General features: G+C 53.2%; 17 protein-coding genes. 8 read left to right on the forward strand and 9 right to left on the reverse strand.

The genetic code is table 11. The annotated features are described in order from the left end of the window. Position 1: 1 nt before the first annotated feature. Positions 2-1,237 carry an acyl-CoA dehydrogenase family protein gene (locus GOV45_RS02490; RefSeq protein ID WP_170473765.1) on the reverse strand — a complete coding sequence of 412 codons (1,236 nt, stop codon included), beginning with the start codon at positions 1,235-1,237 and terminating at the stop codon, positions 2-4. A 125-nt stretch (positions 1,238-1,362) separates the two neighbouring features. Between GOV45_RS02490 and GOV45_RS02495 the strand changes: the two genes are divergently transcribed. Beyond that, entirely contained in the window at positions 1,363-2,298 is a 936-nt protein-coding gene (locus GOV45_RS02495) for a 2-hydroxyacid dehydrogenase (protein ID WP_170473768.1), read from the forward strand. A 12-nt stretch (positions 2,299-2,310) separates the two neighbouring features. Here the strand turns inward: GOV45_RS02495 and GOV45_RS02500 are convergent, their stop codons facing one another. Then, positions 2,311-2,667 (reverse strand): hypothetical protein, encoded by a 357-nt coding sequence (locus GOV45_RS02500; RefSeq protein WP_170473771.1) that lies wholly within the window; start codon positions 2,665-2,667, stop codon positions 2,311-2,313. A gap of 174 nt (positions 2,668-2,841) precedes the next feature. Between GOV45_RS02500 and GOV45_RS02505 the strand changes: the two genes are divergently transcribed. The 3 genes from GOV45_RS02505 (at position 2,842) to GOV45_RS02515 (ending at position 5,128) form a co-directional block, all read left to right on the forward strand. Beyond that, positions 2,842-3,675 carry a bifunctional allantoicase/(S)-ureidoglycine aminohydrolase gene (locus GOV45_RS02505; protein ID WP_170473774.1) on the forward strand — a complete coding sequence of 278 codons (834 nt, stop codon included), beginning with the start codon at positions 2,842-2,844 and terminating at the stop codon, positions 3,673-3,675. 89 nt (positions 3,676-3,764) lie between these two features. Continuing rightward, positions 3,765-4,088, forward strand: a complete 324-nt coding sequence (locus GOV45_RS02510; protein ID WP_170473777.1) for a hypothetical protein — start codon at positions 3,765-3,767, stop codon at positions 4,086-4,088. 53 nt (positions 4,089-4,141) lie between these two features. Then, a complete protein-coding gene (locus tag GOV45_RS02515; RefSeq protein WP_170473780.1) occupies positions 4,142-5,128 on the forward strand; it encodes a type I glyceraldehyde-3-phosphate dehydrogenase in 987 nt (328 codons plus the stop codon). Between the two features lie 64 nt (positions 5,129-5,192). Here GOV45_RS02515 and GOV45_RS02520 read toward each other — a convergent pair whose 3' ends face one another. Both GOV45_RS02520 and puuE read right to left on the reverse strand, forming a co-directional pair. Then, positions 5,193-5,681 carry an ureidoglycolate lyase gene (locus GOV45_RS02520; RefSeq protein WP_170473783.1) on the reverse strand — a complete coding sequence of 163 codons (489 nt, stop codon included), beginning with the start codon at positions 5,679-5,681 and terminating at the stop codon, positions 5,193-5,195. After that, positions 5,678-7,099 carry an allantoinase PuuE gene (gene puuE / locus GOV45_RS02525; protein WP_170475342.1) on the reverse strand — a complete coding sequence of 474 codons (1,422 nt, stop codon included), beginning with the start codon at positions 7,097-7,099 and terminating at the stop codon, positions 5,678-5,680. Before puuE ends, GOV45_RS02520 begins: the two co-directional genes overlap by 4 nt. A 169-nt stretch (positions 7,100-7,268) precedes the next feature. Between puuE and uraH the strand changes: the two genes are divergently transcribed. Then, the gene (uraH, locus tag GOV45_RS02530) at positions 7,269-7,625 is read left to right on the forward strand and encodes a hydroxyisourate hydrolase (protein ID WP_170473788.1); all 357 of its coding nucleotides are present in this window, start codon (positions 7,269-7,271) and stop codon (positions 7,623-7,625) included. A 4-nt stretch (positions 7,626-7,629) separates the two neighbouring features. Here the strand turns inward: uraH and GOV45_RS02535 are convergent, their stop codons facing one another. Further along, the gene (locus GOV45_RS02535) at positions 7,630-8,544 is read right to left on the reverse strand and encodes a LysR family transcriptional regulator (RefSeq protein ID WP_170473791.1); all 915 of its coding nucleotides are present in this window, start codon (positions 8,542-8,544) and stop codon (positions 7,630-7,632) included. A gap of 97 nt (positions 8,545-8,641) precedes the next feature. Between GOV45_RS02535 and GOV45_RS02540 the strand changes: the two genes are divergently transcribed. The 3 genes from GOV45_RS02540 to GOV45_RS02550 all read left to right on the forward strand — a co-directional run bounded on the left by GOV45_RS02540 (position 8,642) and on the right by GOV45_RS02550 (position 16,248). Further along, a complete protein-coding gene (locus GOV45_RS02540; protein WP_170473794.1) occupies positions 8,642-9,865 on the forward strand; it encodes a urate hydroxylase PuuD in 1,224 nt (407 codons plus the stop codon). Positions 9,866-10,024: 159 nt separating this feature from the next. Next, entirely contained in the window at positions 10,025-11,833 is a 1,809-nt protein-coding gene (locus GOV45_RS02545; RefSeq protein ID WP_174823564.1) for an autotransporter assembly complex protein TamA, read from the forward strand. Continuing rightward, positions 11,833-16,248, forward strand: a complete 4,416-nt coding sequence (locus tag GOV45_RS02550) for a translocation/assembly module TamB domain-containing protein (protein ID WP_254447885.1) — start codon at positions 11,833-11,835, stop codon at positions 16,246-16,248. The genes GOV45_RS02545 and GOV45_RS02550 overlap by 1 nt, the downstream gene beginning before the upstream one ends. Before the next feature lie 69 nt (positions 16,249-16,317). Here the strand turns inward: GOV45_RS02550 and GOV45_RS02555 are convergent, their stop codons facing one another. The 4 genes from GOV45_RS02555 to GOV45_RS02570 all read right to left on the reverse strand — a co-directional run bounded on the left by GOV45_RS02555 (position 16,318) and on the right by GOV45_RS02570 (position 23,304). Continuing rightward, positions 16,318-17,271, reverse strand: a complete 954-nt coding sequence (locus tag GOV45_RS02555; RefSeq protein WP_170473797.1) for a porin — start codon at positions 17,269-17,271, stop codon at positions 16,318-16,320. A 567-nt stretch (positions 17,272-17,838) separates the two neighbouring features. Continuing rightward, positions 17,839-20,622 (reverse strand): formate dehydrogenase subunit alpha, encoded by a 2,784-nt coding sequence (gene fdhF / locus GOV45_RS02560; RefSeq protein ID WP_170473800.1) that lies wholly within the window; start codon positions 20,620-20,622, stop codon positions 17,839-17,841. Between the two features lie 11 nt (positions 20,623-20,633). Continuing rightward, a complete protein-coding gene (locus tag GOV45_RS02565) occupies positions 20,634-22,337 on the reverse strand; it encodes an NAD(P)H-dependent oxidoreductase subunit E (RefSeq protein ID WP_170473803.1) in 1,704 nt (567 codons plus the stop codon). Between the two features lie 85 nt (positions 22,338-22,422). Next, entirely contained in the window at positions 22,423-23,304 is an 882-nt protein-coding gene (locus GOV45_RS02570; protein WP_170473806.1) for a LysR family transcriptional regulator, read from the reverse strand. Positions 23,305-23,314: the final 10 nt, after the last annotated feature.

The following is a 23,314-nucleotide window of genomic DNA, read 5'->3' on the forward strand; positions in this document are numbered from 1 at the left end:
CTCAGACCTTTTCCTGAGTGTGTTTCTTTAACTCTGCCCTGGCCACCTGCCGGCGGTGAACGGCATCTGGGCCGTCTGCCAATCTAAGTGTCCGCACATGCGTCCAGGCAGCAGCCAAAGAAGTGTCCTGACTGATGCCTTGCGCCCCGAACATTTGCACTGACTCGTCAATTACTTTTAACGCAACGCGTGGCGCGACGACCTTGATCTGGCTAATCCATGGGGCAGCTGCGCGCGCATCGCCTTGATCCATGTACCATGCGGCTTTGAGGCAAAGTAATCGGGCCATTTCGATTTCCATGCGGCATTCAGCGATAATGTCAAAATTCGCTCCGAGTTGTGCCAGCTTTTTGCCAAACGCCTCGCGTTGAAGGGAACGTTTGCACATCAGTTCTAGTGCCGCCTCAGCTTGCCCAATGGCCCGCATGCAATGATGAATGCGTCCGGGCCCAAGGCGACCTTGGGCTATCTCGAACCCGCGACCCTCACCCAGAAGAATGTTTTCAGCGGGCACCCTTACATCTGTGAACCTGATATGCATATGGCCGTGCGGAGCATCGTCGTGGCCGTACACTTCCATTGGACGCAAAATTTCGATCCCGGGGGCGTCGGCAGGTACCACAATCATCGATTGACGCTTGTGTTTGGGTTGGTCTTCGCCAGCGGTTTTCACCATGACGATATAGACTTTGCAGCGTGGGTCGCCCGCGCCAGACGACCACCATTTCTCACCATTCAGCACGTAAGCTTCGCCGTCCCACACACAGGACATCGAGATATTGGTGGCATCAGATGAAGCAACATCCGGCTCTGTCATGAGATAGGCCGAGCGTATCTCACCATTGAGAAGTGGTCTCAGCCACTTTTCCTTCATGGCTTCGGTTCCATAACGCTCAAACACCTCCATGTTTCCCGTATCGGGGGCAGAGCAATTGAACACTTCAGCACCCAATGGGGTTTTCCCCATTTCCTCGGCAAAGTAGGCGTATTCTACTGTCGTCAGGCCCAATCCCTTATCGCTGTCAGTCAGCCAAAAGTTCCACAAACCGGCAGCTTTGGCCTTGGCTTTCAAACTTTCCAAAATCTCTGATTGACGTTCCGTGTACTGCCAACGGTCGCCTTTGTTAATTTCGGCTTGATATTCTTCCTCCAAAGGCATGATTTCGTCTCGGACCATTTCCGCCACACGGTTCAGCAGATCACGGTTTTCATCGCGTAACCCGAACGACATATTCATGAACTTCTCTCCTCAGCTCAGGGAACCGGTCTTTACCTTGGGTTCGAGAATGACTTAGCTGCCGTGACTATGTCCAGCCGCGTGACGGGACGTAAATTGCAAACTAATTGCGTGGGAACAAAATAGTGGCGCTATTGATTGAAACCGGACTGTCCGACTGGATGAGCGATGACGAAATCGCCGAGGAAATTCGAAGTCTGGCGCCTAACGCAGATGTCAGAACACCTGACACGATTGGCGATGCGTCGGAAATCACTATGATAGCTCTGGTCGCTTTAAAGGATGATCACCCTAGCCGATTACCGAACTTGCAGCTGGTACAAAAACTTGGCGCTGGGGTCGAAACGATTGTAAGCAACCCAATCCTTCCTTCGAATGTTCGTATTGCACGACTAAAGCCTGACGCTCCTGCCCAAGGTATCGCAGAATGGTTTCTGGCCTATATCCTACGCAGACAACGACACATGGCTTTTCATGAGTCCGCGCAGCGTCGGTCAGAATGGATCCCCAAAGCGCCGCTTTTTTCACCCGAAACAAAGGTCGGAGTGCTGGGATTAGGTCACATAGGCGCGCGTACGGCGGAAATGCTTCGCGCCGTTGGCTTTCAGGTCATCGGCTGGAGCCGTTCACCAAAATCCATCGAAGGTGTCGTATGTCTTCACGGTGAAAATGCGCTGACTGTGTTATTGGGCCAATGCGACCACATCTGCGCGATCCTGCCGTCCACCCCTCTGACCAGCGGTTTGTTCGATGAAGAAATGCTGTCGAAGATAAATCCCGGCAGCCAATTGCTGAATGCAGGCCGGGGTGACCTGATTGATGAGATCGCCCTTGTGACCGCATTAAACAACGGAAATTTGAGCCACGCCGTTCTGGATGTCACAAGCGAAGAGCCACTGCCTGCTTCAAGCCCGCTTTGGCGACATCCCAACGTTACAATAACACCGCATGTATCAGGCTGGCATCTCGGCGAGGCACTGGCTGATGTGGCAGAAAACTTTCAACGGTTGAGTTCCGGCAAACCAATATTGCACGAAGTCGATCGAGAAAGAGGATATTAAAGAAAAAGAGCTTTACGGGGTGAGAATCCAGTTGCCGTTTGCATCACGGCATCTGCGGGTTCTGATCTGCCTAGTTTGGCTCACTCCTGCGGGGCGAATGAAGTGCTGAAGGCTCGCACAATTGTCGCGCACTTCGAGGACGCGAATTGTGCCCTTTGAACCAGTGCTTTCGTTGATCCATTCACGTTCCTTTCCTGCTCTGGGCGTACCACTGGCTAACATCGAATCAGATGTTGCGCTTAGCACTTCGAAGTCCTCTGGACTCAAACCCGTCTCTGAAATTATGCGGGAAAGCGGTTTTGCCAAAACAACTCCTCCTAGTCCCAAAGTGACGGCAGCAGCCAAAGCAATAGAACCAAAAGCCTTCATGATAGCCTCGCAAAGCTGAAAATCATTGGGATCAACACTATACCTCGTCTCGCACTGGGCCAATACCCGCCGCCATATCTTCAAAATTTTCAGAACATTCCTATTGGAAGGCCAACGCTAGGACTATGAGGTCTTTCTTCGCATAGTGCCCGAACCACCAACCAGAGGCATCTGATGGCAAAATCAAACTACTTCGCGCCAACTGGCGGGCATCCGGGCCAAGATCAACTTTTGACTGATCGCGCCATGTTTACAGAGGCTTATGCAGTGATCCCAAAAGGGACCATGCGGGACATCGTCACCAGCCATCTGCCTTTTTGGGATCAAACGCGACTTTGGGTTCTCTCCCGCCCTCTCAGCGGGTTCGCCGAGAGCTTTTCCCAATATATCATGGAAGTTCAGCCGGGCGGTGGGAGCAATCACCCTGAGACTGACCCTAGCGCACAAGCTGTATTGTTTGTTGTCGAAGGTTCGGTAACACTGACGCTATCTGGGCAAATGCACGTACTGGAAACCGGAGGCTACGCCTATATCCCTCCAGAATCCGAATGGACCCTGCGCAATTCCGGCGACACGGTTGCTCGTTTTCATTGGGTGCGCAAGGCGTACGAAGCCGTTCCTGGCCTACCGTCTCCCGAGGCAATCATTACGAACGAGAATGACATAACTCCCAATGAAATGCCTGATACTGATGGGCGCTGGTCCACAACCCGTTTCGCTGACCCACTGGATTTGCGACATGACATGCATGTAAATATCGTAAATTTCGAACCCGGTGGTGTTATCCCATTTGCCGAAACCCATGTGATGGAACACGGCCTGTATGTGCTTGAAGGAAAAGCAGTTTACCGCCTTAATCAGGATTGGGTCGAGGTCGAAGCGGGTGATTATATGTGGTTGCGCGCGTTCTGCCCGCAAGCTTGCTATGTCGGAGGACCCGGTCGGTTTCGTTATCTGCTTTACAAGGATGTGAACCGACATATGCCACTGAAGTTATCCAATCGCTGAAAGCGCACTGCCTTGCTCCAGCTTAGGGCTTCACAGAAGCTGCTGAATCTGTTGAAATACGACCAGAATTTCAGCACTGGAGAATTTCCATGTTACTGCGCGGAACGATTTTGGCCATTGTGGGTTTTGTTGGCCTTACTGCCCTCGACGCAACTCCGGTTGCAGCCAAGGAAGAAACCAAATCGGTGTTTGTTATGAGCCGCACTTGGGCGGTTACTCAGGTGTCGGAAGAGCCGGTAATTTATCGCGCTACCCGCGATAATAATAACCTTAACCCGTTCGGGCCTCCTCCGCGTCTTCGTACTATTCAGGCTATGGCGGCAATCCAACAAGCAACCGGCTGCAAGGTGATTTACTCCAGCATGTATCAGAATATGTCTGGTCAATTCTTCTCACAGGTAAGCTGCAGCTAAAATCGCAATCTTCAGGCATTGAGGTCCCTTGATCCGCCTGCCATAGCTTGCGAATGAAACTCGCGATCAATGGATTCGGCCGTATCGGCCGCACGATTTTGCGGCAGGTACTTACCAAGCCGCAGAACACCGATATCGAACTGGTTTTAATAAACGATATCGCCCCAATTGAAACCTGCTCCTATCTATTCAAATACGACAGTACATTTGGCCCCTACCCCGGAAACGTAGTGCACAAAGATAGCAATCTGCACGTGGACGGGCAGTCAATCCCCATGACACACAGCACCGATTTGGCGAATGTGGACCTAAGTGGTGTCGACGTTCTACTGGACTGTACCGGTATCGCTCGCACTTCGGATGTGGCTCGACGCGGGTTGAGTGCTGGGGCGGGTAAGGTATTGATTTCTGGCCCCTCTCCCGCTGCAGAAGTGACGATCGTTTTGGGTGCCAATGAAGATCAGCTGGGGACAGCGCGCATAGTGTCCAACGCTTCCTGCACCACCAATGGGCTGGCACCTCTGGTCAAATTGCTGGATACGATCGGAGGCGTTTCAACGGCGCATATGACGACGATTCACTGTTATACGAATAGTCAGCCAATGGTCGACGCGCCGCGGGGTGATCTCGCACGCTCCCGTGCCGGAGCGCTTTCCATGGTTCCCACAACCTCCAGCGCGACAGATCTTATCAATGTCGTCCTGCCGCATCTGAAAGGCCGCATTTCAGGAGCGGCAGTCCGCGTTCCAACAGCCAGCGTTTCCGCAGTGGATCTGGTCGTGTCTTTGGAACGCGCTATGAGTTTCAATGAGTTCATCGCCGCCTTACAACAAAGAGTTCAAGACTCTTCAGTTCTCGGCTGGACAGATATGCCATTGGTTTCGTCGGACTTGCGAACAAGACCGGAATCGCTTGTTTTGGCTGGACCTGAAACGCGGATGGTTGGTGAGCATCAAATAAGGTTATTCGGTTGGTACGACAACGAATGGGGATTTTCCGCGCGTATGCTGGACGTCGCCCGACTGATGGCAGCAAGCTGACTTTGGATTGAACCAACATCTCGCGACCACGTGGACAGATTGGACCCGACAAAAGCGGTATAGTTCAAGCCTGCACCACCTCGTACGGCGAAGCAAACCAGTGTTCTTCCAGATTGTCACCCTTGCCGATGCGATCCATCACTGCGAACAAGCCCGGTTCATGCAGCGGGGTAAGCACACCGTGCCATGTACCCCGATGATAATTCACGACCTGCCCCGGGTTCGTCAAAAAAGCGTGGGGACGCCCGGGCTTACCATCTTCGTCCGGGGCAACAATTACTAGAAAAGGGTTTTCGGTCATTGGGATAAACGCTTGGCTCCCATCAGGATGACGCTCAACCATTTCGAGCTTGTAAGGCAATTCACGGGGAATGGCGTTAAACAAGCTAATCCCCGGGCGCCCATCAGCGAAATCCAATATCGCGCGGTCATGATAACGACCGCATAGCCCTTGATTGATAATCTTATCTGGTTGACCTGCGTGATCAATCAGGTCGCCAAATGGCGCAAAAGCTTGAACCGTAATTGGTTCAATTTCGATCTGACAATTCATGATGGCAAGACATCCCTTAACCGAAACTCGGCAATCCGCTCCACCTGGCGACATGCTTCGGCAAATTCCGTCCCACGATCATGTTCAATTCGGCGCAAGAATGCTTGCATTATCGAGGCTTTATCGTGGTCCCGCACTGCAATGATGAATGGAAACCCAAATTTCGTGGAATATTTTTGGTTAAGATCGGTAAAGTTTGCTCTTTCCTCATCAGTCAATGCGTCCAATCCGGCAGAGGCCTGTTCGGAAGTACTTTCCAAGGTCAACCGTTTTGCTTGCGCCAGCTTGCCCGCCAGGTCTGGATGCGCCAATAAAACACCCAGCCGTTCTTCTTGGGTCGCAGAGCGGAATATCCGCGACAGCGCATTGTGCAAACCACCCGCGGTGTCATGTGCCGGGCCCAGCTCCAGTTCGAATGCACGCTCGGCGATCCAGTCCGAGTGCTCAAAAATACCTCCGAACGCCGTCATGAATGCTGCTTTTTCCATTTGTGACGGTCTCGATGCTTTGTGCGGTGGGTGTAATCTGGCCCAGTGCTGCGCAATCTGTTGCCGCGTTGCAAACCAAACGTCTGAATACCCGCGCGCGTAATCGAGAAACCGTTTTAGCGCCATCACCCGACCGGGACGTCCAATGAGGCGGCAGTGCAATCCTATTGAAAGCATTTTGGGAGACCCTGCTTCACCTTCTTCGTAAAGCGCATCAAAGCTATCTTTAAGGTAAGAAAGAAACTGGTCACCGGAATTGAATCCTTGCGGCGTAGCAAAACGCATGTCGTTGCAATCAAGCGTGTAAGGCACAATCAGCTGATCCTGCCCCTCTGCTATTTGCAGCCAATAAGGCAAGTCGTCGGCGTATGCGTCGGCGACATAGTCAAATCCACCTTCTTCCGCCACCAAACGCACGGTATTTTCAGAGCAGCGACCGGTATACCATCCGCGCGGACGTTCCCCGACAACTTCGGTATGCAACTGTATCGCCTCTGCGATCTGTGTGCGCTCTTCCTCCTCCGACATATCCTTGTGTTCGACCCATTTCAGCCCATGGCTGGCAATTTCCCAACCAGCAGATTTCATCGCAGCCACTTGATCCGGTGATCGAGCGAGCGCCGTGGCGACACCGTAGACTGTGATCGGCAGGTCCTTCATCAATCGGTGCAGCCGCCAAAAACCTGCCCGCGATCCGTATTCGTATATCGACTCCATGTTCCAATGGCGCTGTCCCGGCCATTGCGCGGCACCCACAATCTCGGACAAAAAAGCCTCAGACGCGGCATCACCGTGCAGAATACAGTTTTCACCGCCTTCTTCGTAGTTCAACACGATTTGAACGGCCAATTTTGCGCCCCCTGGCCATTGCGCATCCGGCGGATTAGCTCCATATCCGATCATATCACGAGGGTAGCGCGGTACCTGCATTGTGTTTTCCATCCCGTCTTTCATCTATTGAGTACTGCCATACCGCATAAAAGCTACAACGATTATCAAATCAAACCGAACGCAGCTTCCGTCCATTTTGGCATTTCCTATTATTTGAAGTTTGTTCCAAACTGGACCCAACAAAAAGGTAATTTAAAGGGAGAGGCCTGTGGCAGGTTATCTGACGACCCATGTACTTGATACGGCACGCGGCTGTCCGGCAGAAGGGCTAAAAATCGCTCTGTATAAAGTGTCCGGAAACTCACATAGCAAGCTGGTGGAAATGCAAACCAACACGGATGGGCGTACGGACAGTCCAATACTGCCTATGGATCACTTTAAAACAGGAACGTACGAACTGATCTTTTTTGCCGGCGACTATTTACGCGATACGCACCAAGTTAGCGAGGATCTGCTGTTTCTCGATCAAATACCCATCCGTTTCGGCATGTCCGATCCAGAGTCGCATTACCACGTCCCTCTGCTATTGTCCGCCCATGGATATTCTACCTATCGCGGTAGCTAACACATCAATCCTCGTACTGGCGCACAACTTTGCTGATCCTTTCAATCATAAAGTCCATGAACAGACGCGCCTTGGGATCCTGATGACGGCGATGCGTGTAAAGGCATGCCATTTGCACCGGCACTGGCGGCGTCTTTGAAGCCACTGGAACCAACCGCCCTGCCTTGAGGTGCTCGGCCACCTCAAATGCCGGTTTCATTGCAATGCCTTGCCCGGATAATGCCCAGTCCGTTAGAACGTCGCCATCGTCACACTCGAAACGCCCGGTCACAGCAAATTTTTTTGGACCCTCTGGCGTTTCCAGCAGCCATTGGAATTCTGTAGCGCCGGGGAATCTCAGGTTCAGACATTCGTGTTTGTCTGAAATCAAATCATCACCCGAATTAGGCATTCCGTGCTTCTTTACGTACTCGGGCGCCGCGCACAAAAGTCGCTGGCAATCGGCAATTTTGCGAATACGTAGCGTGCTATCTTCGGGTTGACCGATGAAAAATGCCAGGTCCAGACCTTCGGTTGTGAGATCGACTGATCGATCTGTCAATCGTAACCGAACATCGATTTCCGGATATTCTGACAGAAAGTCAGGCACATGGGGCGCTATCAGCCGACGGCCCACCCCCAAAGGTGCTGCGACAAACAATGATCCACGTGGTGACTCGGTCAGGTGGATGACCTGCGCTTCGGCTTCATCCACAGCGTCCAATACTGCAACAGCACCGGGGTAAAAGGCGCGCCCCTGTTCCGTAGGGGTGAGGTTTCGTGTGGTGCGCTGAAACAATCGAACGCCCAAATGCTCTTCCAGTTGAGAAATCCGCGCCGAGGTAACGGCTGGGGAAATTCGCATGTCGCGCCCGGCAGCAGACATGCTGCCCAAATCGTAGACCCTGACAAATGTGCGGATATTATCGAGATAGGACATCTTTTCGTTTTTTTTTGATACAGTTTGACAATATGCGGGAATACCGAAGAAAAGCCCGCTTGCCTAGTGTGGCTGCAAGTAATCGGAGACCTCATTCATGTACGACTTCGCCGTTTTCTGGGACTGGATGGCGTTCGGTGTGCGCTGGCTGCACGTCATCACCGCCATCGCCTGGATCGGATCATCATTCTACTTTATTGCGCTGGACCTCGGTCTTAACCGCGACATCAACGGCCCGGCGGATGGTGAGGAGTGGCAAGTACACGGGGGCGGTTTCTACCATATCCAGAAATACCTAGTCGCACCTGACAAGATGCCAGAGCACCTCACCTGGTTCAAATGGGAAAGCTACGCAACATGGCTAAGCGGCGCGGCCCTTTTGATGATCGTCTATTGGTTAGGTGGAGAGCTTTATTTGATAGATGCCCAAAAGGCTGATCTGGCCCTGTGGCAAGGCATTTTTATTTCCGCAGCCTCTCTAACTGTAGGTTGGCTGGTCTATGACAACTTGTGCAAATCCGGCTTGGGCGAACGGCCGACCCTGCTGATGCTGCTGCTTTTCGCGCTGCTGGTGGCGATGGGTTGGGGTTATAACCAGATTTTTACCGGTCGGGCGATGATGCTGCATCTGGGTGCATTTACGGCGACGATCATGACCGCAAATGTATTCTTTATCATCATGCCGAACCAACGGATTGTAGTAGACGATCTAAAAAACGGTCGCACACCCGATCCGAAATACGGCAAGATCGCAAAACTGCGCTCAACTCACAACAACTACCTGACCCTGCCGGTCGTATTCCTGATGCTTTCGAACCATTATCCGTTGGCATTCGCGACTGAATACAATTGGATTATTGCCGCATTGGTGTTCTTGATGGGTGTTACAATCCGGCATTACTTCAATACGCGTCATGCCCGATCCGGCAATCCAACATGGACCTGGCTTGTAACCGCACTGCTGTTCATTGCTATTATGTGGCTGTCGACCGCCCCGATGTATGAACCATTGGAAGAGGCCGAGGCCACTCCGCTCACACCTTTTGAACAGCGCTTCGCTGCTGCGGACGGATTTGATGAGGCACACGACGTTGTTTTGGGTCGATGTTCGATGTGTCACGCAAGAGAACCGGTTTGGGAAGGCATTCTTTGGGCTCCGAAGGGTGTTTTGCTTGAAACGAAGGCTGACATCGCCCGCAATGCACAGCAAATTTACCTGCAAGCGGGTGTTACTCACGCGATGCCGCCGGCCAACGTAACCTACATGGAAGAAGAAGACCGCGAAGCCATTGTTCGCTGGGTTCGCAATGCTGGGTTGTAATCCCGAAACAATCTGATCACAGGGTCGACCAAAACGGCTGCCTAAAGAACATAAATCCTTTCCCTATTGGCATTCAGATGCTCTAAGTTGAATTTAACGAGCCGCAAAACCTGAGTTCCTGCGGCGATAACGATTTCGAGTTGGGGCAGTCAGGGCCAGATGATTACAGGGAGCAGTCCGCGGCGCGTTCTGAAAAGCTGGCTTGTCGCCACATTGGCGGCTGTTGCACCTAATGTTGTGTCAGCGCTGGAAATCAGCCTGACGGCAACTGGTGCCCCCGAAACGCTGGTAACAAGGCTGGAAGAAACGTCTTCAGTTTTCACTGCTGAATCACGCGGGCTGGACACCTCGCTCGAGATTCTCTCGGCCGCCTTGTCCGATTATCGCACGATTGTTCAAATCATGTATGACGAGGGTTATTTCGCCCCTGTTGTCAGCATCAAGTTAGACGGTCAGGAAGCCGCCGAGATAAACTCGTTAGAGGCACCAGCGCAGTTCAATCGGGCCACGATTACTGTTACGCCCGGCCCTCTTTATACCTTTGGTACAGCTGTTGTTGAGCCGGTTACGCCCGGAACCGAGTTACCCGCGGAATACGCAACCGGCAAGACAGCAACCACTGGCGCAATTCAGCAGGCTGCATCCGCTGGAGTGCAGGCATGGCGGGACGTTGGCCACGCAAAAGCCGAAGTTGCAAGCGAAAGAGTCATTGCCCGGCACGCTCAGGCCCGTTTGGATTCTGATATTGGTCTCTCGCCGGGGCCAAGACTGACATTTGGGAAAATGTACATAAAGGGCGACACCAAAGTCCGACGCAGATCAATTGAAAAGATTGCCGGCTTTCCGACCGGTGAAGTGTATTCCCCAGCAGAAATTCAGAAAGTGGGCACAAGGCTGCGGCGCACTGGTACGTTCAGTGTTGTTTCGATCAAAGAGCGCGAGGAGCCAAATCCGGATGGCACTTTGGATTTTGACGCCGAGTTCGAGGACCTCCCGCCTCGCCGGATAACTTTTGGGGCCGAGCTCGCTTCGCGCGACGGCTTGGATCTGACGGCCACATGGACCCATCGGAATGTTTTTCGAAGGGCCGAACGGTTGAGGTTTGAATTCGCTATTCGCAATATCGGCGGGGCTGAAGATTTGGACGGCCGCATCGGGCTACGCCTGGATCAACCCGACCGGCTAGGACCGGACGACAACACTTTTTGGAACGCCCTTCTGGAACGACGTAATACAGAAAATTACAATGTTACTATCGCGGCGCTTGCCTACGGTGCGAGACGCACATTTTCAGATCGCCTGTATGCTGAGGCCTCGGCTGGATTTCAATGGTCGGATGCTGACGACGCCTACGGTGACGGGCGCAAATTCAGATATTTCATCATTCCATTCCGGTCGGAGTGGGACGAACGCGACAGCAAAGTCAGCGCGACACGCGGGTTCTATCTGGATTCGCGGGTTATGCCTTTTGCCGGATTGTCAGGCACCGAGTCAGGGCTTCAGATGACTTTTGATGGGCGCGCTTACACTAGTTTTGGAACAGGTGGCAATTTGGTACTGGCCGGCCGCGTGCAAATAGGATCGGTGATTGGGCCTTCAGCCGATGGTGTCACCCCAGATTTCCTGTTCTTTTCAGGTGGCGCCGGAACTGTTCGCGGCCAACCTTATGAAAGCCTGGGCATCCCCATCGGGGACGAGGTGGCTGGTGGAAAGTCATTCCTTGGCTTTTCCGGTGAGGTTCGCGGAAAAATCACCGACGCGATTTCATTGGTCGGTTTTTACGACTACGGTGCGGTTGATACATCTTCGTTTGTGGGTACAGACGCCGAGTTTCACTCTGGAGCGGGTCTCGGGGTCCGTTATGATCTGGGTGGTTTTGGCCCACTTCGTGTGGATCTAGCCGTTCCAGTTCAGGGCGACACCGGCGACGGCCTGCAATTCTACATTGGGATCGGACAAGCGTTTTGATGCGCCGCGTTGGATATCCCCTGCTGCTTTGCATGGTCGCTGTTACGGCACCGATCCCGTCGATGGCACAGGATGAAGACGGCGGCAGCATGATCGAACGCTTTTTGCAGGATACTTTGTCCGGCGAAGATCAGAACGTTCGGGTTATCGGGCTTGAAGGCGCGCTGAGTTCGCGCGCTAGAATTCAGGAAATCACCGTTGCCGACGATGAAGGTGTTTGGCTGACCATCAAGAATGCGGTATTGGACTGGAACCGGCTGGCATTGATCCGAGGCCGCTTTTCTGTCAACGCACTTACGGCGCAGGAAATCGATATTGCCCGAGCGCCTGGAACCACAACGAAAGAAAAACCGCCTCCATCCGCTGAGACTGAACCGTTTCAACTGCCGGAGTTGCCCGTCTCCATTGAAATCGGCGAGCTGCGCATCGACCAGCTTTCGTTAGGTCAACCGCTCATTGGAGTTGCGGCAGATCTAGCAGTCAACGGCGATCTGTCCCTTTCGGACGGGGCACTGGACACCACTTTGGATATTGATCGACTTGACCGGGCCGGAGACACTGTGGACTTGGTCGCTGGATTTGAGAACTCCACCCGCCAGATCGATCTAGACCTGACAGTTGCAGAAGCTTCTGGCGGTTTGATTTCGACTGCGTTGGGAATTCCGGGGAGCCCACCGTTGGGGCTTACCGCCAAAGGTTCCGGCCCCCTAACCGATTTCACCGCAGACATCGGATTGAGCAGCGACAGTGTTGAACGCCTGGGAGGTCAAGTGCGGTTGCGATCGGCCACTTCGGAGAGCGACGACGATGCTGACGGCATTGCGTTTACTGCCGATCTGGGAGGAGATCTCACACCGTTTCTCGCCGAGGAGATGGATACGTTCTTCGGAACAGACACAAAACTGTATGTAGATGGGAGAACCCATTCTGACGGCGCGTTGGACATTTCCGACATCGAAATTACCTCACAGGCGCTAAAGCTCGAAGGGCAGTTCAGTCTTGCGTCAGGCGGTGCCTTGCAGATGGTTGCTGTACAAGGGCGAATTACCCCACCAGACGGGGATCGCGTAGTGCTCCCAATCAGTGGCGGCGAAACTTCAGTCGGTGCGGCACACTTGTCGGCGTTGTACGATGTTAAAAACGGTAATCTCTGGGATTTGAGCCTAACGGCGGATGACGTGCTGGCGGCCCAATTGGATTTGCAACGAGCGCAAATTGCTGGTCAGGGAACCCTGACCCAAGACGGCGGCCTGACTGCCGACGGGGATATTCAGGTTGCGCTAGATGGGATCGATATGTCTGATCCCGCACTTAACGCGGCGGTTGGAAATCGAATTACGCTTGACGGGCAATTCGATTACGGCAGCGACCAGACCGTCAAATTATCCGGCTTTGAACTTTTGGGCCGCGATTATTCTTTGGAAACTGATGCAATTGTCAGCGGATTGTCGACGGGTTTGAAAGTTGAAGGAGCTGCCACTGTACTTGCTGATGACCTTTCGCGGTTTTCGCAAATAGCCAAACTGGACCTCGGCGGAATGGCCTCGATCAGTGTTGAAGGAGCTGGTTCGCCTCTGGAGCGCAGTTTTGATGGCAAAGTCACTGTGGGAGGTCGAAACCTTTCCACAGGTCGGGACGATATCGATCCGGTAATCTCTGGCGAAACTGACATTTTTCTGGATGCCAAGAGAGCTTCGGACGGAATAACAATTCGCAGTTTCACAATCTCTTCCGAGACTTTGGATGCGAAGGCTGACGGCGTTGTTACGACAACCGCTGGAAACCTTACAATTGATGGCAGTGCCGACGTCAATGCGGACGACTTGTCAATATTCTCGGGCCTTGCCAAACGCAATCTAAGCGGATCCGTGCAGGTTAAGATGGAGGGTAAAGGAACGGTACAGACGCTTGAGTTCGACGGTACCGCAAATATCGTTTCGAATGACATCCGAACCGGGATGACCGAAATCGATCCTTTACTGACCGGCAGAACAACAATCGAACTGGACGGCGCGCGCACCAAAGACCAAGTCGTTATCCGTAATGCAACGGTCAAAGGGAATGCGTTGAACGCACAAGTCGCGGCCACGATCGATGACTTAACCAATAATATATCTGCCGATGGCCAGGCCCAGTTAGACATCCCCAACCTGTCTTTGTTTTCAGGACTTGCCAAACGAGACTTAGGCGGATCTGTGCAGCTTCAGGTGGACGGCAAAGGAACGGTTAAGACACTTGAATTTGACGGCACTGCGAATGCGGTTTCGAATGACGTCCGAACCGGCTTGGCAGAAATCGATCCTTTGCTGACCGGCAGGACTACAATCGAACTGGACGGCGCGCGCACCAAAGACCAAGTCGTTATCCGCAACGCGACGGTCAATGGAAGCGCGCTGACGGCGCAGGTCGCAGCAACGATTGACGACCCAACGAACTATATCTCGGCTGACGGCAAGGCCCAAGTGGACATCCCTGATCTATCTGTGTTCTCGGGCCTAGCCAAACGCGATTTGAGCGGTTCGGTCCGTGCGGACGTTCAGGGGCGAGCAGCCCAATCTGATAGAACATTCGACGTTCAAGGCACGGTGACGGCCGATGACATCAAGACAGGTATCGACAATGTGGACGCGCTTATTCAAGGGCGAACAACTTTGAATGTAGATGCCGTGAACGACGATCAAGGTCTAGACATCCGTACATTTAAATTGAACGGTACTGCACTGACCGCAACTGCCTCAGGCAAGCTTGATCGAACCGCAGGGGGATTGGATTTTTCGGCAGCTTTGGATGACATCGGGCGCGTTTCGCCAATTGTTTCTGGGCAGCTAAAACTGGACGGCAACGTCGCCCCGACCAGTTCAGGATTAGAGGGCAGCCTGCGTCTGCAAGGCCCAGAAAGTTCATATGCCGATCTGCAAGGGACTGTAACAACAGACGGTGCTGCGGATTTAGATTTTGAGGCGCAACTGAACAGAATCGAACGATTTGCGCCCGAGTTTCCGGGTACTATTTCCGCCACGGGCAATGCGCGTCGCGCCTCGGGCGTTTGGACTATTGACGCCAAGGCCGACGGCCCCGCCCAGATCAACAGCACCGTTGCTGGAACCTTTGATGAAGCCAGCGGCGAAGCGGACCTGACCATGCAAGGTGGCGTTAATATCGGGATCGCAAACCGTTTTATCGAACCCAACACCATCGAAGGGACCGCCAGCTTTGATCTCACGCTCAAAGGTCCCCCCGCTTTGGATGCGCTGAGTGGAACCGTAACCACCTCGGGAACAGCGATGGCATTACCCGGTGTCGGACAAACAATTACTGGGATAGGAGGTTCAGTCACTCTTGATCAAAGCCGCGCTACTATAGCGATGCAAGGTGGCGTTCGTGCCGGAGGAGGGTTTACAGTCAATGGCCCAGTCAACCTGACACCTCCGTTCAATGCACAGATCACAACCGCAATCAACGAACTGGTTTTGACTGACAAGCTTCTTTACGAAACCACCCTCAACGGTCAGATTGTTATGAACGGCGCGTTGGCGGGTAACAGCTCGATAGCCGGCCAAATCAATTTCGGTGAGACGAACATTAACCTTGCAGCCGCAGCAGGAGCCGTTGGAGCAGCTCCAATACCAGACATTGAACACGTAAACGAAAGCAATGCCAGCTTTGTTACCCGAGAAAGAGCGCAGTTGGTGGTCACCGAAAAAGCCAGCAAAAGCACGTCGCGCATTTCACTGGACATCGGGTTACTAGCGCCCAAGGCAGTGTTCGTACGGGGCCGTGGCGTGAACGCGGAACTGGGTGGGCGCATTCAAATCGGCGGCACGACCGCTTCGGTGGTACCATCTGGTCAGATCGAGTTGATCCGCGGAAATATTGACATTCTTGGCCGTCGTTTAGCTTTGACCAAAGGATTGGTCACGTTGCAAGGCGACCTGACTCCATATATCGAGTTTGAATCCTCAACCAGCACATCTGACGGAACAGCCACAATCGAAATCGCCGGGCCGCTGGATTCTCCACAGGTTGACGTGTTTTCCGACCCAGAGCGCCCAACGGAAGAGGCGCTGGCAATGCTTCTATTCGGAAACCGGTTTTCCGAGCTTTCACCGTTTGTCATTGCCCAGATGGCTGCTTCACTCGCACAACTTAGCGGTGCTGGCGGTGATGCGACCAAGGGTGTGCGCGATGCCACCGGCGTTGATACGGTCGATGTTGGGACAACAGAAGAAGGCGCAGGGCGACTGGGTGCAGGCGCTTACCTAAGCGATAACCTGTACACCGATTTCACGGTAAACACCGAAGGGGATACCGAGGTGAATCTCAACTTGGACGTCACTGATAGTTTCACAGTGCGCGGTACCGTAGATGGTCGCGGCGAGACCGGGATTGGCGTCTTTTTTGAACGCGACTACTGAACTGCGCGCTGGTTTAAACTGAAAAGGGCCGGTTCTGTGACCGGCCCTATCGTTAGCGCTCAGACCAACTTAGAAGTTGAAACGTGCACCAAAGTCAGCAAGGATTCGGCCGTCTTCATCACCGCGCTCTGAATGCGCGACACCGCCCTGCAGCGAGGCACCGCTTCCCAGATCATAGATGAAGCCAACACCGTACTGCTGTTCGTCATCGTCAGCCGAGCCGTCACCGTACGCTGCGGTGATAGTGGTTGCAGCGCCGATGTTGTAAGCCAGCGAGAAACCGTAAGCGGTGCCATCCCGGTCGTCATTTGCAACATCATCGTCAGCCAGGAACAGAGTGCCCGACAGGTCGCCAAATTCGGCTCCCAAAGTCAGAACTGCCAAGCTTTCGTCTTCAGCACCAGCTGTGTCCCCTGCCTCGGTTTCACCATAGGCCAGAGCAGCGGTGACGTTGTTGAAGGTATAGGTCGCGCTGACATCCCAGCGGTCTGCACCGTTGTCCGGATCGGTGTCGTAAGACGCACCGAACGCCAAATCTCCTACTGCGTACTGAAAGAATGCAGCGTTTGAGCCTGCTTTAGTCGAGTCAAAAGCTAGGATCTTATAATCAACGCCTGCATTCTGCGAAATGAATGCTTCAAGGCCAGGTTCGTTACCGGCATAATCTGCCAGGTTGTCGATTGCGCCTGATACGTTGCCAGCGTCAACACGCAGACCACCGTAGATTACCGAGAAACGCGCGCCGCTCAGCTCTGCTTTCTTGGCATTGCCGTTTGTTTCGTCTTCATTAGCCTCCAGTCGAACGCGTGCCGAGAATTTTACACCAGCGTCGGTTTCGGCGTTGGCGTCAATGTTCAGGCGAAACCGCGAAACCAGAATGGTATCGTCAATATTATCATTGGTAGTCGAGCGGTCTTCCGCGTAACCGATACCAAAGCGGGCATAACCGCTGAGTTTAACTTCTGCTGCCGCAACGCTTGCTGTCGCAATCAGTGCTGTTGTTGCGAGGAGAACATTTTTCATGTCTTTAGTCCGTAAGTGTGTGAATGAGTGAGCCACTAATTCGGCTCACGCTCTCTTCGACCAATTTTGTTTCACCTACAAGGCAACCGCCTCAATCGTTTGTAATTGAAAATTTGTACGTCACGAAGAATAGGCGCTGACAACGTGTTTCAAGCGCTTCGTTTTTCAATTCTACGACCGAGAGTTTAATTGAATGTGTTTTTTAATGCTCTCATTGACACTTATATTTAAGGCTATTTTTCGAATTAATGTAATCCAAATTGTGAATTAATGATGATTTTCTCAAGTAGATTCTTAAATTACTTATGCGAGTATTTAAATTCGAAATTGCTGTCCAAAAGTCACACTTTTTAACCCCAATTGAATTTAATTTCCTCTGCCTATTGAAAGAATTTTTTTCGTACCTATAGCATACGAAATTTGTAGTTTTATCGTTTATTGTCATGGCATTAAATCATTTTCAGCCTCTCCTCATTTTTCGAAAAATTTGAATTATTCTTGGGAAAGAATCGAAAAAAGGCGATTCAAATTGAATCGCCTTCAGATTGATTCGTAATTAGATTCGCGTCACTCAGCTGCGATAGCTTCCCCGGCTTTCTCTACCCGGATCGCAGAGAACTTGAACTCGGGTATTTTCGCATATGGATCGGTTGCCGAATTTGTCAGGATGTTCGCTGCCGCTTCTACATATGCAAACGGGATAAACACCATATTTTCGGCAATCGCTCGGTCTGCTCGCACCATGATCTCGATGGAACCGCGACGTGTGGTAAGGCGGATCATTTCACCGGGCTCGATCTCCATCAGCTTGAGCGTACGCGGGTTCATTGAGCAGTTGGCTTCGGGCTCTACAGCGTCCAAAACCTTGGCGCGACGGGTCATCGACCCAGTATGCCAATGCTCCAATTGACGACCGGTGGTTGCGATCATCGGATATTCGTCATCCGGTGCTTCATCGGGTGGGATAACACTGGCTGGGGTGAATTTCGCCCTGCCGTCAGCGCGCGGGAAACCATCGCCGAAAACAATTGACTGCCCCGGATCGGTTTCACTCAGTGACGGGTACGTAATCGTCTCGGACTCCAAACGTTCCCAAGTTATGTTGTCGAGTGACCCCATCGTCAGCTTCATCTCGGCAAAGACCTGAGACACGTCTGAGTAATCCCATTTCAACCCAATCCGTTGGGCAAGTTCGACTGTGATCTTCCAATCCTCGCGCGCCTCACCCGGAGGAGTGACAGCGGGGCGCACCCGCTGCACCTGGCGGTTTGTGTTCGAAACGGTGCCGTTTTTCTCATAAAGCGCCGAGGCAGGTAGAATGATATCGGCATAGTTCGCCGTTTCGGTCAGGAAGATGTCCTGCACAATCATCAAGTCCAGCTTGGCCAACGCTTCGCGGGCATGATTCACATCCGGATCGGACATTGCCGGATTTTCACCCAGAATATACATGCCTTTGATATTCCGCGCGTAAATCTGGTCGATGATTTCCGTGACAGTCAAACCCTTTTCGTTCGAGAAGTCATCGGAGCCCCAGACTTTGGTAAACTGAGCCCGGATATTGTCGTCTGTTACTGTTTTGTAATCTGGCAGAAACATCGGGATAAGCCCCGCATCCGACGCCCCCTGAACGTTGTTCTGACCGCGTAGCGGGTGCAACCCAGCGCCAGACTTGCCCACATTACCGGTCATAAGTGCAAGGCTGATCAGGCAGCGCGAGTTGTCTGTGCCATGTATGTGCTGGCTGACTCCCATCCCCCAGAAAATCAGCCCCGCCTTGGCCTGAGCAAAAGTGCGGGCAACACGGCGCAGTTGATCGGGTTCGATACCACAGATCTGCGACATGGCCTCTGGCGTAAACTGGCGCAGATGTTCTTTTTCTGCCTCCCAGTTCTCGGTCCAACGATGGATGTATTGGCTGTCGTACAACTCCTCCTCAACGATCACGTTCATGATAGCGTTGAGCATCGAAACGTCTGCACCCGGACGGAATTGCAGCATTTCTGTCGCGAATTTACGCATACCAACTCCGCGTGGGTCCATCACGATCAGTTTGCCGCCGCGTTTGGCAAACTGTTTGAAATAGGTGGCGGCGACCGGGTGGTTCTCGATGGGATTGGCCCCGATGATTATCGCCACATCTGCGTTTTCGATTTCATTAAAGGTCGCTGTTACTGCGCCCGAACCCACGTTTTCAATTAGTGCCGCGACCGAAGAGGCGTGACACAAGCGGGTACAATGGTCCACGTTGTTGTGGCCGAAACCCTGGCGGATCAACTTTTGAAACAAATAGGCTTCTTCGTTGGTGCATTTGGCGGAGCCAAAGCCCGCAACGCTGCGCGGATCTTCGTCACGCAGGGCCATCAGCTTGCTAGCAGCCAAATCCATCGCTTCTTCCCAGGTCGCTTCGCGGAAATGGGTCGACAGATCACCCGGATCAACGTTTAGCCCCTTGGCCGGCGCGTCTTCGCGCCGGATTAGTGGCTTGGTCAGACGATGTGGGTGATGGATATAATCAAAACCAAAGCGACCTTTGACGCACAGGCGGCCTTCGTTAGCAGGCCCATTAATGCCCTCAACATATTTTACCTTGCCGTCTTTGACCTTCAACGAGACCTTGCATCCCACGCCGCAAAACGGGCAGACACTTTCAGTTTCGCTGTCATAGTCTTTGCTATCGCCCTCTTGTTTCTCATCCAGCACAGTTGCAGGCATCAGCGCGCCAGTCGGACAGGCTTGCACACATTCACCGCACGCCACGCAGGTCGAGTCGCCCATTGGGTCATTCTGGTCGAACACCACCTGCGAAGTATGACCGCGGCCAGCCATGCCGATCACATCGTTCACTTGCACTTCCCGGCACGCACGGACACAAAGGTTACAGTTGATGCAGGCGTCAAGATTCACGCGCATTGCCACATGACTGTCATCCAACAGCGGGATTATCTCTGGTTCTTTCGCCGGGAACCGGCTTTCGCTGACATCCGTCAATTCGGCCATGTCCCAAAAGTGGCTGGATTTGTCGTGGGTGACCTCTGGCTGGTCAGAGACCAAAAGTTCCATCACCATCGCACGGGATTTTTCGGCGCGATCAGTGTCGGTTTTGACCACCATACCTTCTGCCGCAGGACGAACACATGAGGCGACCAGTGTGCGCTCTCCCTCCACTTCCACCATGCAGGCGCGGCAATTTCCGTCTGGGCGATAGCCCGGTTGTGGTTTGTGGCACAGATGTGGAATGACCAGGCCGCGACCGTTGGCCGCTTCCCAGATTGTCGTGCCCTCGGGCACAGTGACGTCGTCTCCATTCAGGTTGAAGGTGACATTTTTGGTTGGGCTTGCGTCAAGCATCTCAGTCTCCCTCAGATTTCGTCAGCGAAATGTTTTATGACCAAACGGATCGGGTTCGGCGCCGCCTGCCCCAGACCGCAGATTGACGCATCGCCCATGACCTGACAAAGGTCCTCAAGCAGATCAGTGTCCCAAGTTTCTGCCTGCATCAGTTTCACAGCCTTTTCACATCCCGCGCGGCACGGAGTGCACTGGCCACAGCTTTCATCCTCGAAAAAGCGAAGCATGTTCAAAGCTGCATCGCGGGCGGCATCTTGATTAGAAAGAACCACAACAGCAGCGGACCCGATAAAGGTACCGAGTGGCTGCAGGGTGTCAAAGTCGAGCGGGACGTCGTCTATGCTTGAGGGGAGAAGACCTGACGACGGCCCGCCCGGTTGATACGCCTTGAAAACATGACCCTCGGCCATGCCGCCGGCGGCATCAATCACATCAAGAATGGTCGATCCTGCGGGCAACAGGTACACGCCCGGTTTTGCCACGCGGCCTGAAACCGAATAGCTGCGCAGGCCCTTACGACCATTCTTTTCAACTGAGTTTAGAATCTGCGGCCCCTCGCGGCAGATCTTTGACACCCAATAGAGTGTCTCGACATTGTGCACCAATGTTGGGCGGTTAAAGACTCCAACTTGTGCAACAAACGGAGGACGGTGTCGCGGCATTCCGCGCTTTCCCTCGATTGATTCGATCATTGCGGATTCTTCACCGCAGATATAGGCACCTGCGCCTCGGCGAAGGTCAATGTAACCCTTGGCTACGACCCCGGCCTCTTCCAGTGCAGCAATTTCCCGGCGTAGGATTTCGAGCACCGCCGGATATTCGTCGCGCATATAAATAAAGCAGGTCTCGGCTTCCACCGCCCAAGCAGCGATCAACATGCCTTCGAGGAAGACGTGCGGTGTACGCTCCAAATAGTAGCGGTCCTTAAACGTACCGGGTTCGCCCTCATCACCATTCACGGCCAGATAGCGCGGGCCTTCGTTCATTCGAACAAAGCCCCACTTTTTACCCGACGGGAAGCCTGCACCGCCCAATCCGCGCAGCCCCGAGGAAAGGATGTCTTCTTGAACTTTCTCCCAGTCACCACCCTCGCGCAGCTCTTCTAGCTTGGTGTAGCCGCCATTATCGGCATATGAGGCGTAAGTTTCGTATTCGGGAAGATGAACATGAGTATCATCGGCTGCGATCGCCGCCTGAACTTTTTCAGGGGTCGCGTGATCGATGTGGTTGTGACCTATTTCCAGTACCGGGGCGGTGTCACAACGACCCATGCAGGGCGCACGCACCACACGAACCTGAGCCGGATCCAGCCCGTCTTCCAATGCTTGCTGCAACTGTTGTGCTCCAGCCATTTCGCAGGATAAGGAATCACAAACTCGAATCGTGAGGGCTGGTGGAGGTGTTTCATCCTCTTTGATTACGTCGAAGTGGGCGTAAAAGGTGGCCGTCTCATATATCTCGGCCTGACCAATCCGCATCTCAACTGCCAAAGCTGCGATGTGGTCGGCACTAATGTGACCGTGTTTATCTTGAATTAGATGCAGAAACTCGATCAGCAAGTCGCGCCGACGCGGGCGATCGCCCAGCAAGCCAGCAATATCGGCCTGGGCCTCATCTGTGAATTGGCGGCCTTTGGGCGTATGCCTTCCTTTGCCTTTACCTGACTTCCAGACGCCCTTTGGTGCGCCTGATGGCTTGGTGTCTAATGGTGCCATGGTACCCTCCGATTGAGGTGTCGTGTCTCATCAGAATAACATATCGTCAAATCGCTAATTGCAATCGCACGATAACGACAGATTATCACCGAAAAGACGTCACGACCGCCCGCAATGCCTCGACAGTTGGAAGCTCTGGATCCCGCGTCAGGGTCGCCAGACAAATCGGCTTACTAACAACGGGATCAACAAGTGGCAGCACACGGGTACCCTCAAGCTCGCCCAGCGCACGTACCAAAATCCGAGGAACAACTGTGGCGGCCAAACCTTCGCGTGCCATGACCATAGACGCGGTGAAGCCGCTAGTCTCGGCGACAATATCCGGATGTAACCCCTGCTCAGTAAAAATACGGTCCAGAATACGACGATTTTGCATTTGAGGTTCGAGCAGACTTATGGGGAACTCCGACACACGAGCCCAAGATACAGGTCCGGTTTCGTCAGTCATATGTTCTGGGACCAACAGTACATACGTCTCTTCATACAGGGGTTCGACCCGGCGAAGATCGGTACCGATGCTGTCACCGTAAGTTACCCCTGCGTCCAGGCTACCCTCGTCCAGGCGATGCTGAATAGCGGTGGCCGACATCGTTTCGATACGTGTGATAATTCGTGGATGCGCCTGCCTGAGACGCTTTGTAAGGCGACCGGTAAAGGCTATCGCAGTGGGAATCACACCCAAAATCAGGGTTCCGGTGATTTCCCCCCTTGTCGCCAAAACCTGTTGTTCCAATGCCTTGGTGTCGTCAAGGATGCGCCGCGCGCGCTGCACGATCATCTCACCTTCTTCGGTCAGACCCTGAAACCGGTTTGCGCGCCTTACAATCGAAACGCCTAGCCGGTCTTCCAGGTTACGAATACGCATGGAAAACGCAGGTTGAGAAATCCCGCATTCTTCGGCGGCTTTGGCAAAATGGCGATGCCGCGCCAAGGCGCTGAGCAACTGAAGGTCACGGATTTCGATCACTTTAAGCCTC

The organism is Ruegeria arenilitoris (assembly GCF_013035425.1).
Classification (GTDB): domain Bacteria; phylum Pseudomonadota; class Alphaproteobacteria; order Rhodobacterales; family Rhodobacteraceae; genus Ruegeria; species Ruegeria arenilitoris_A.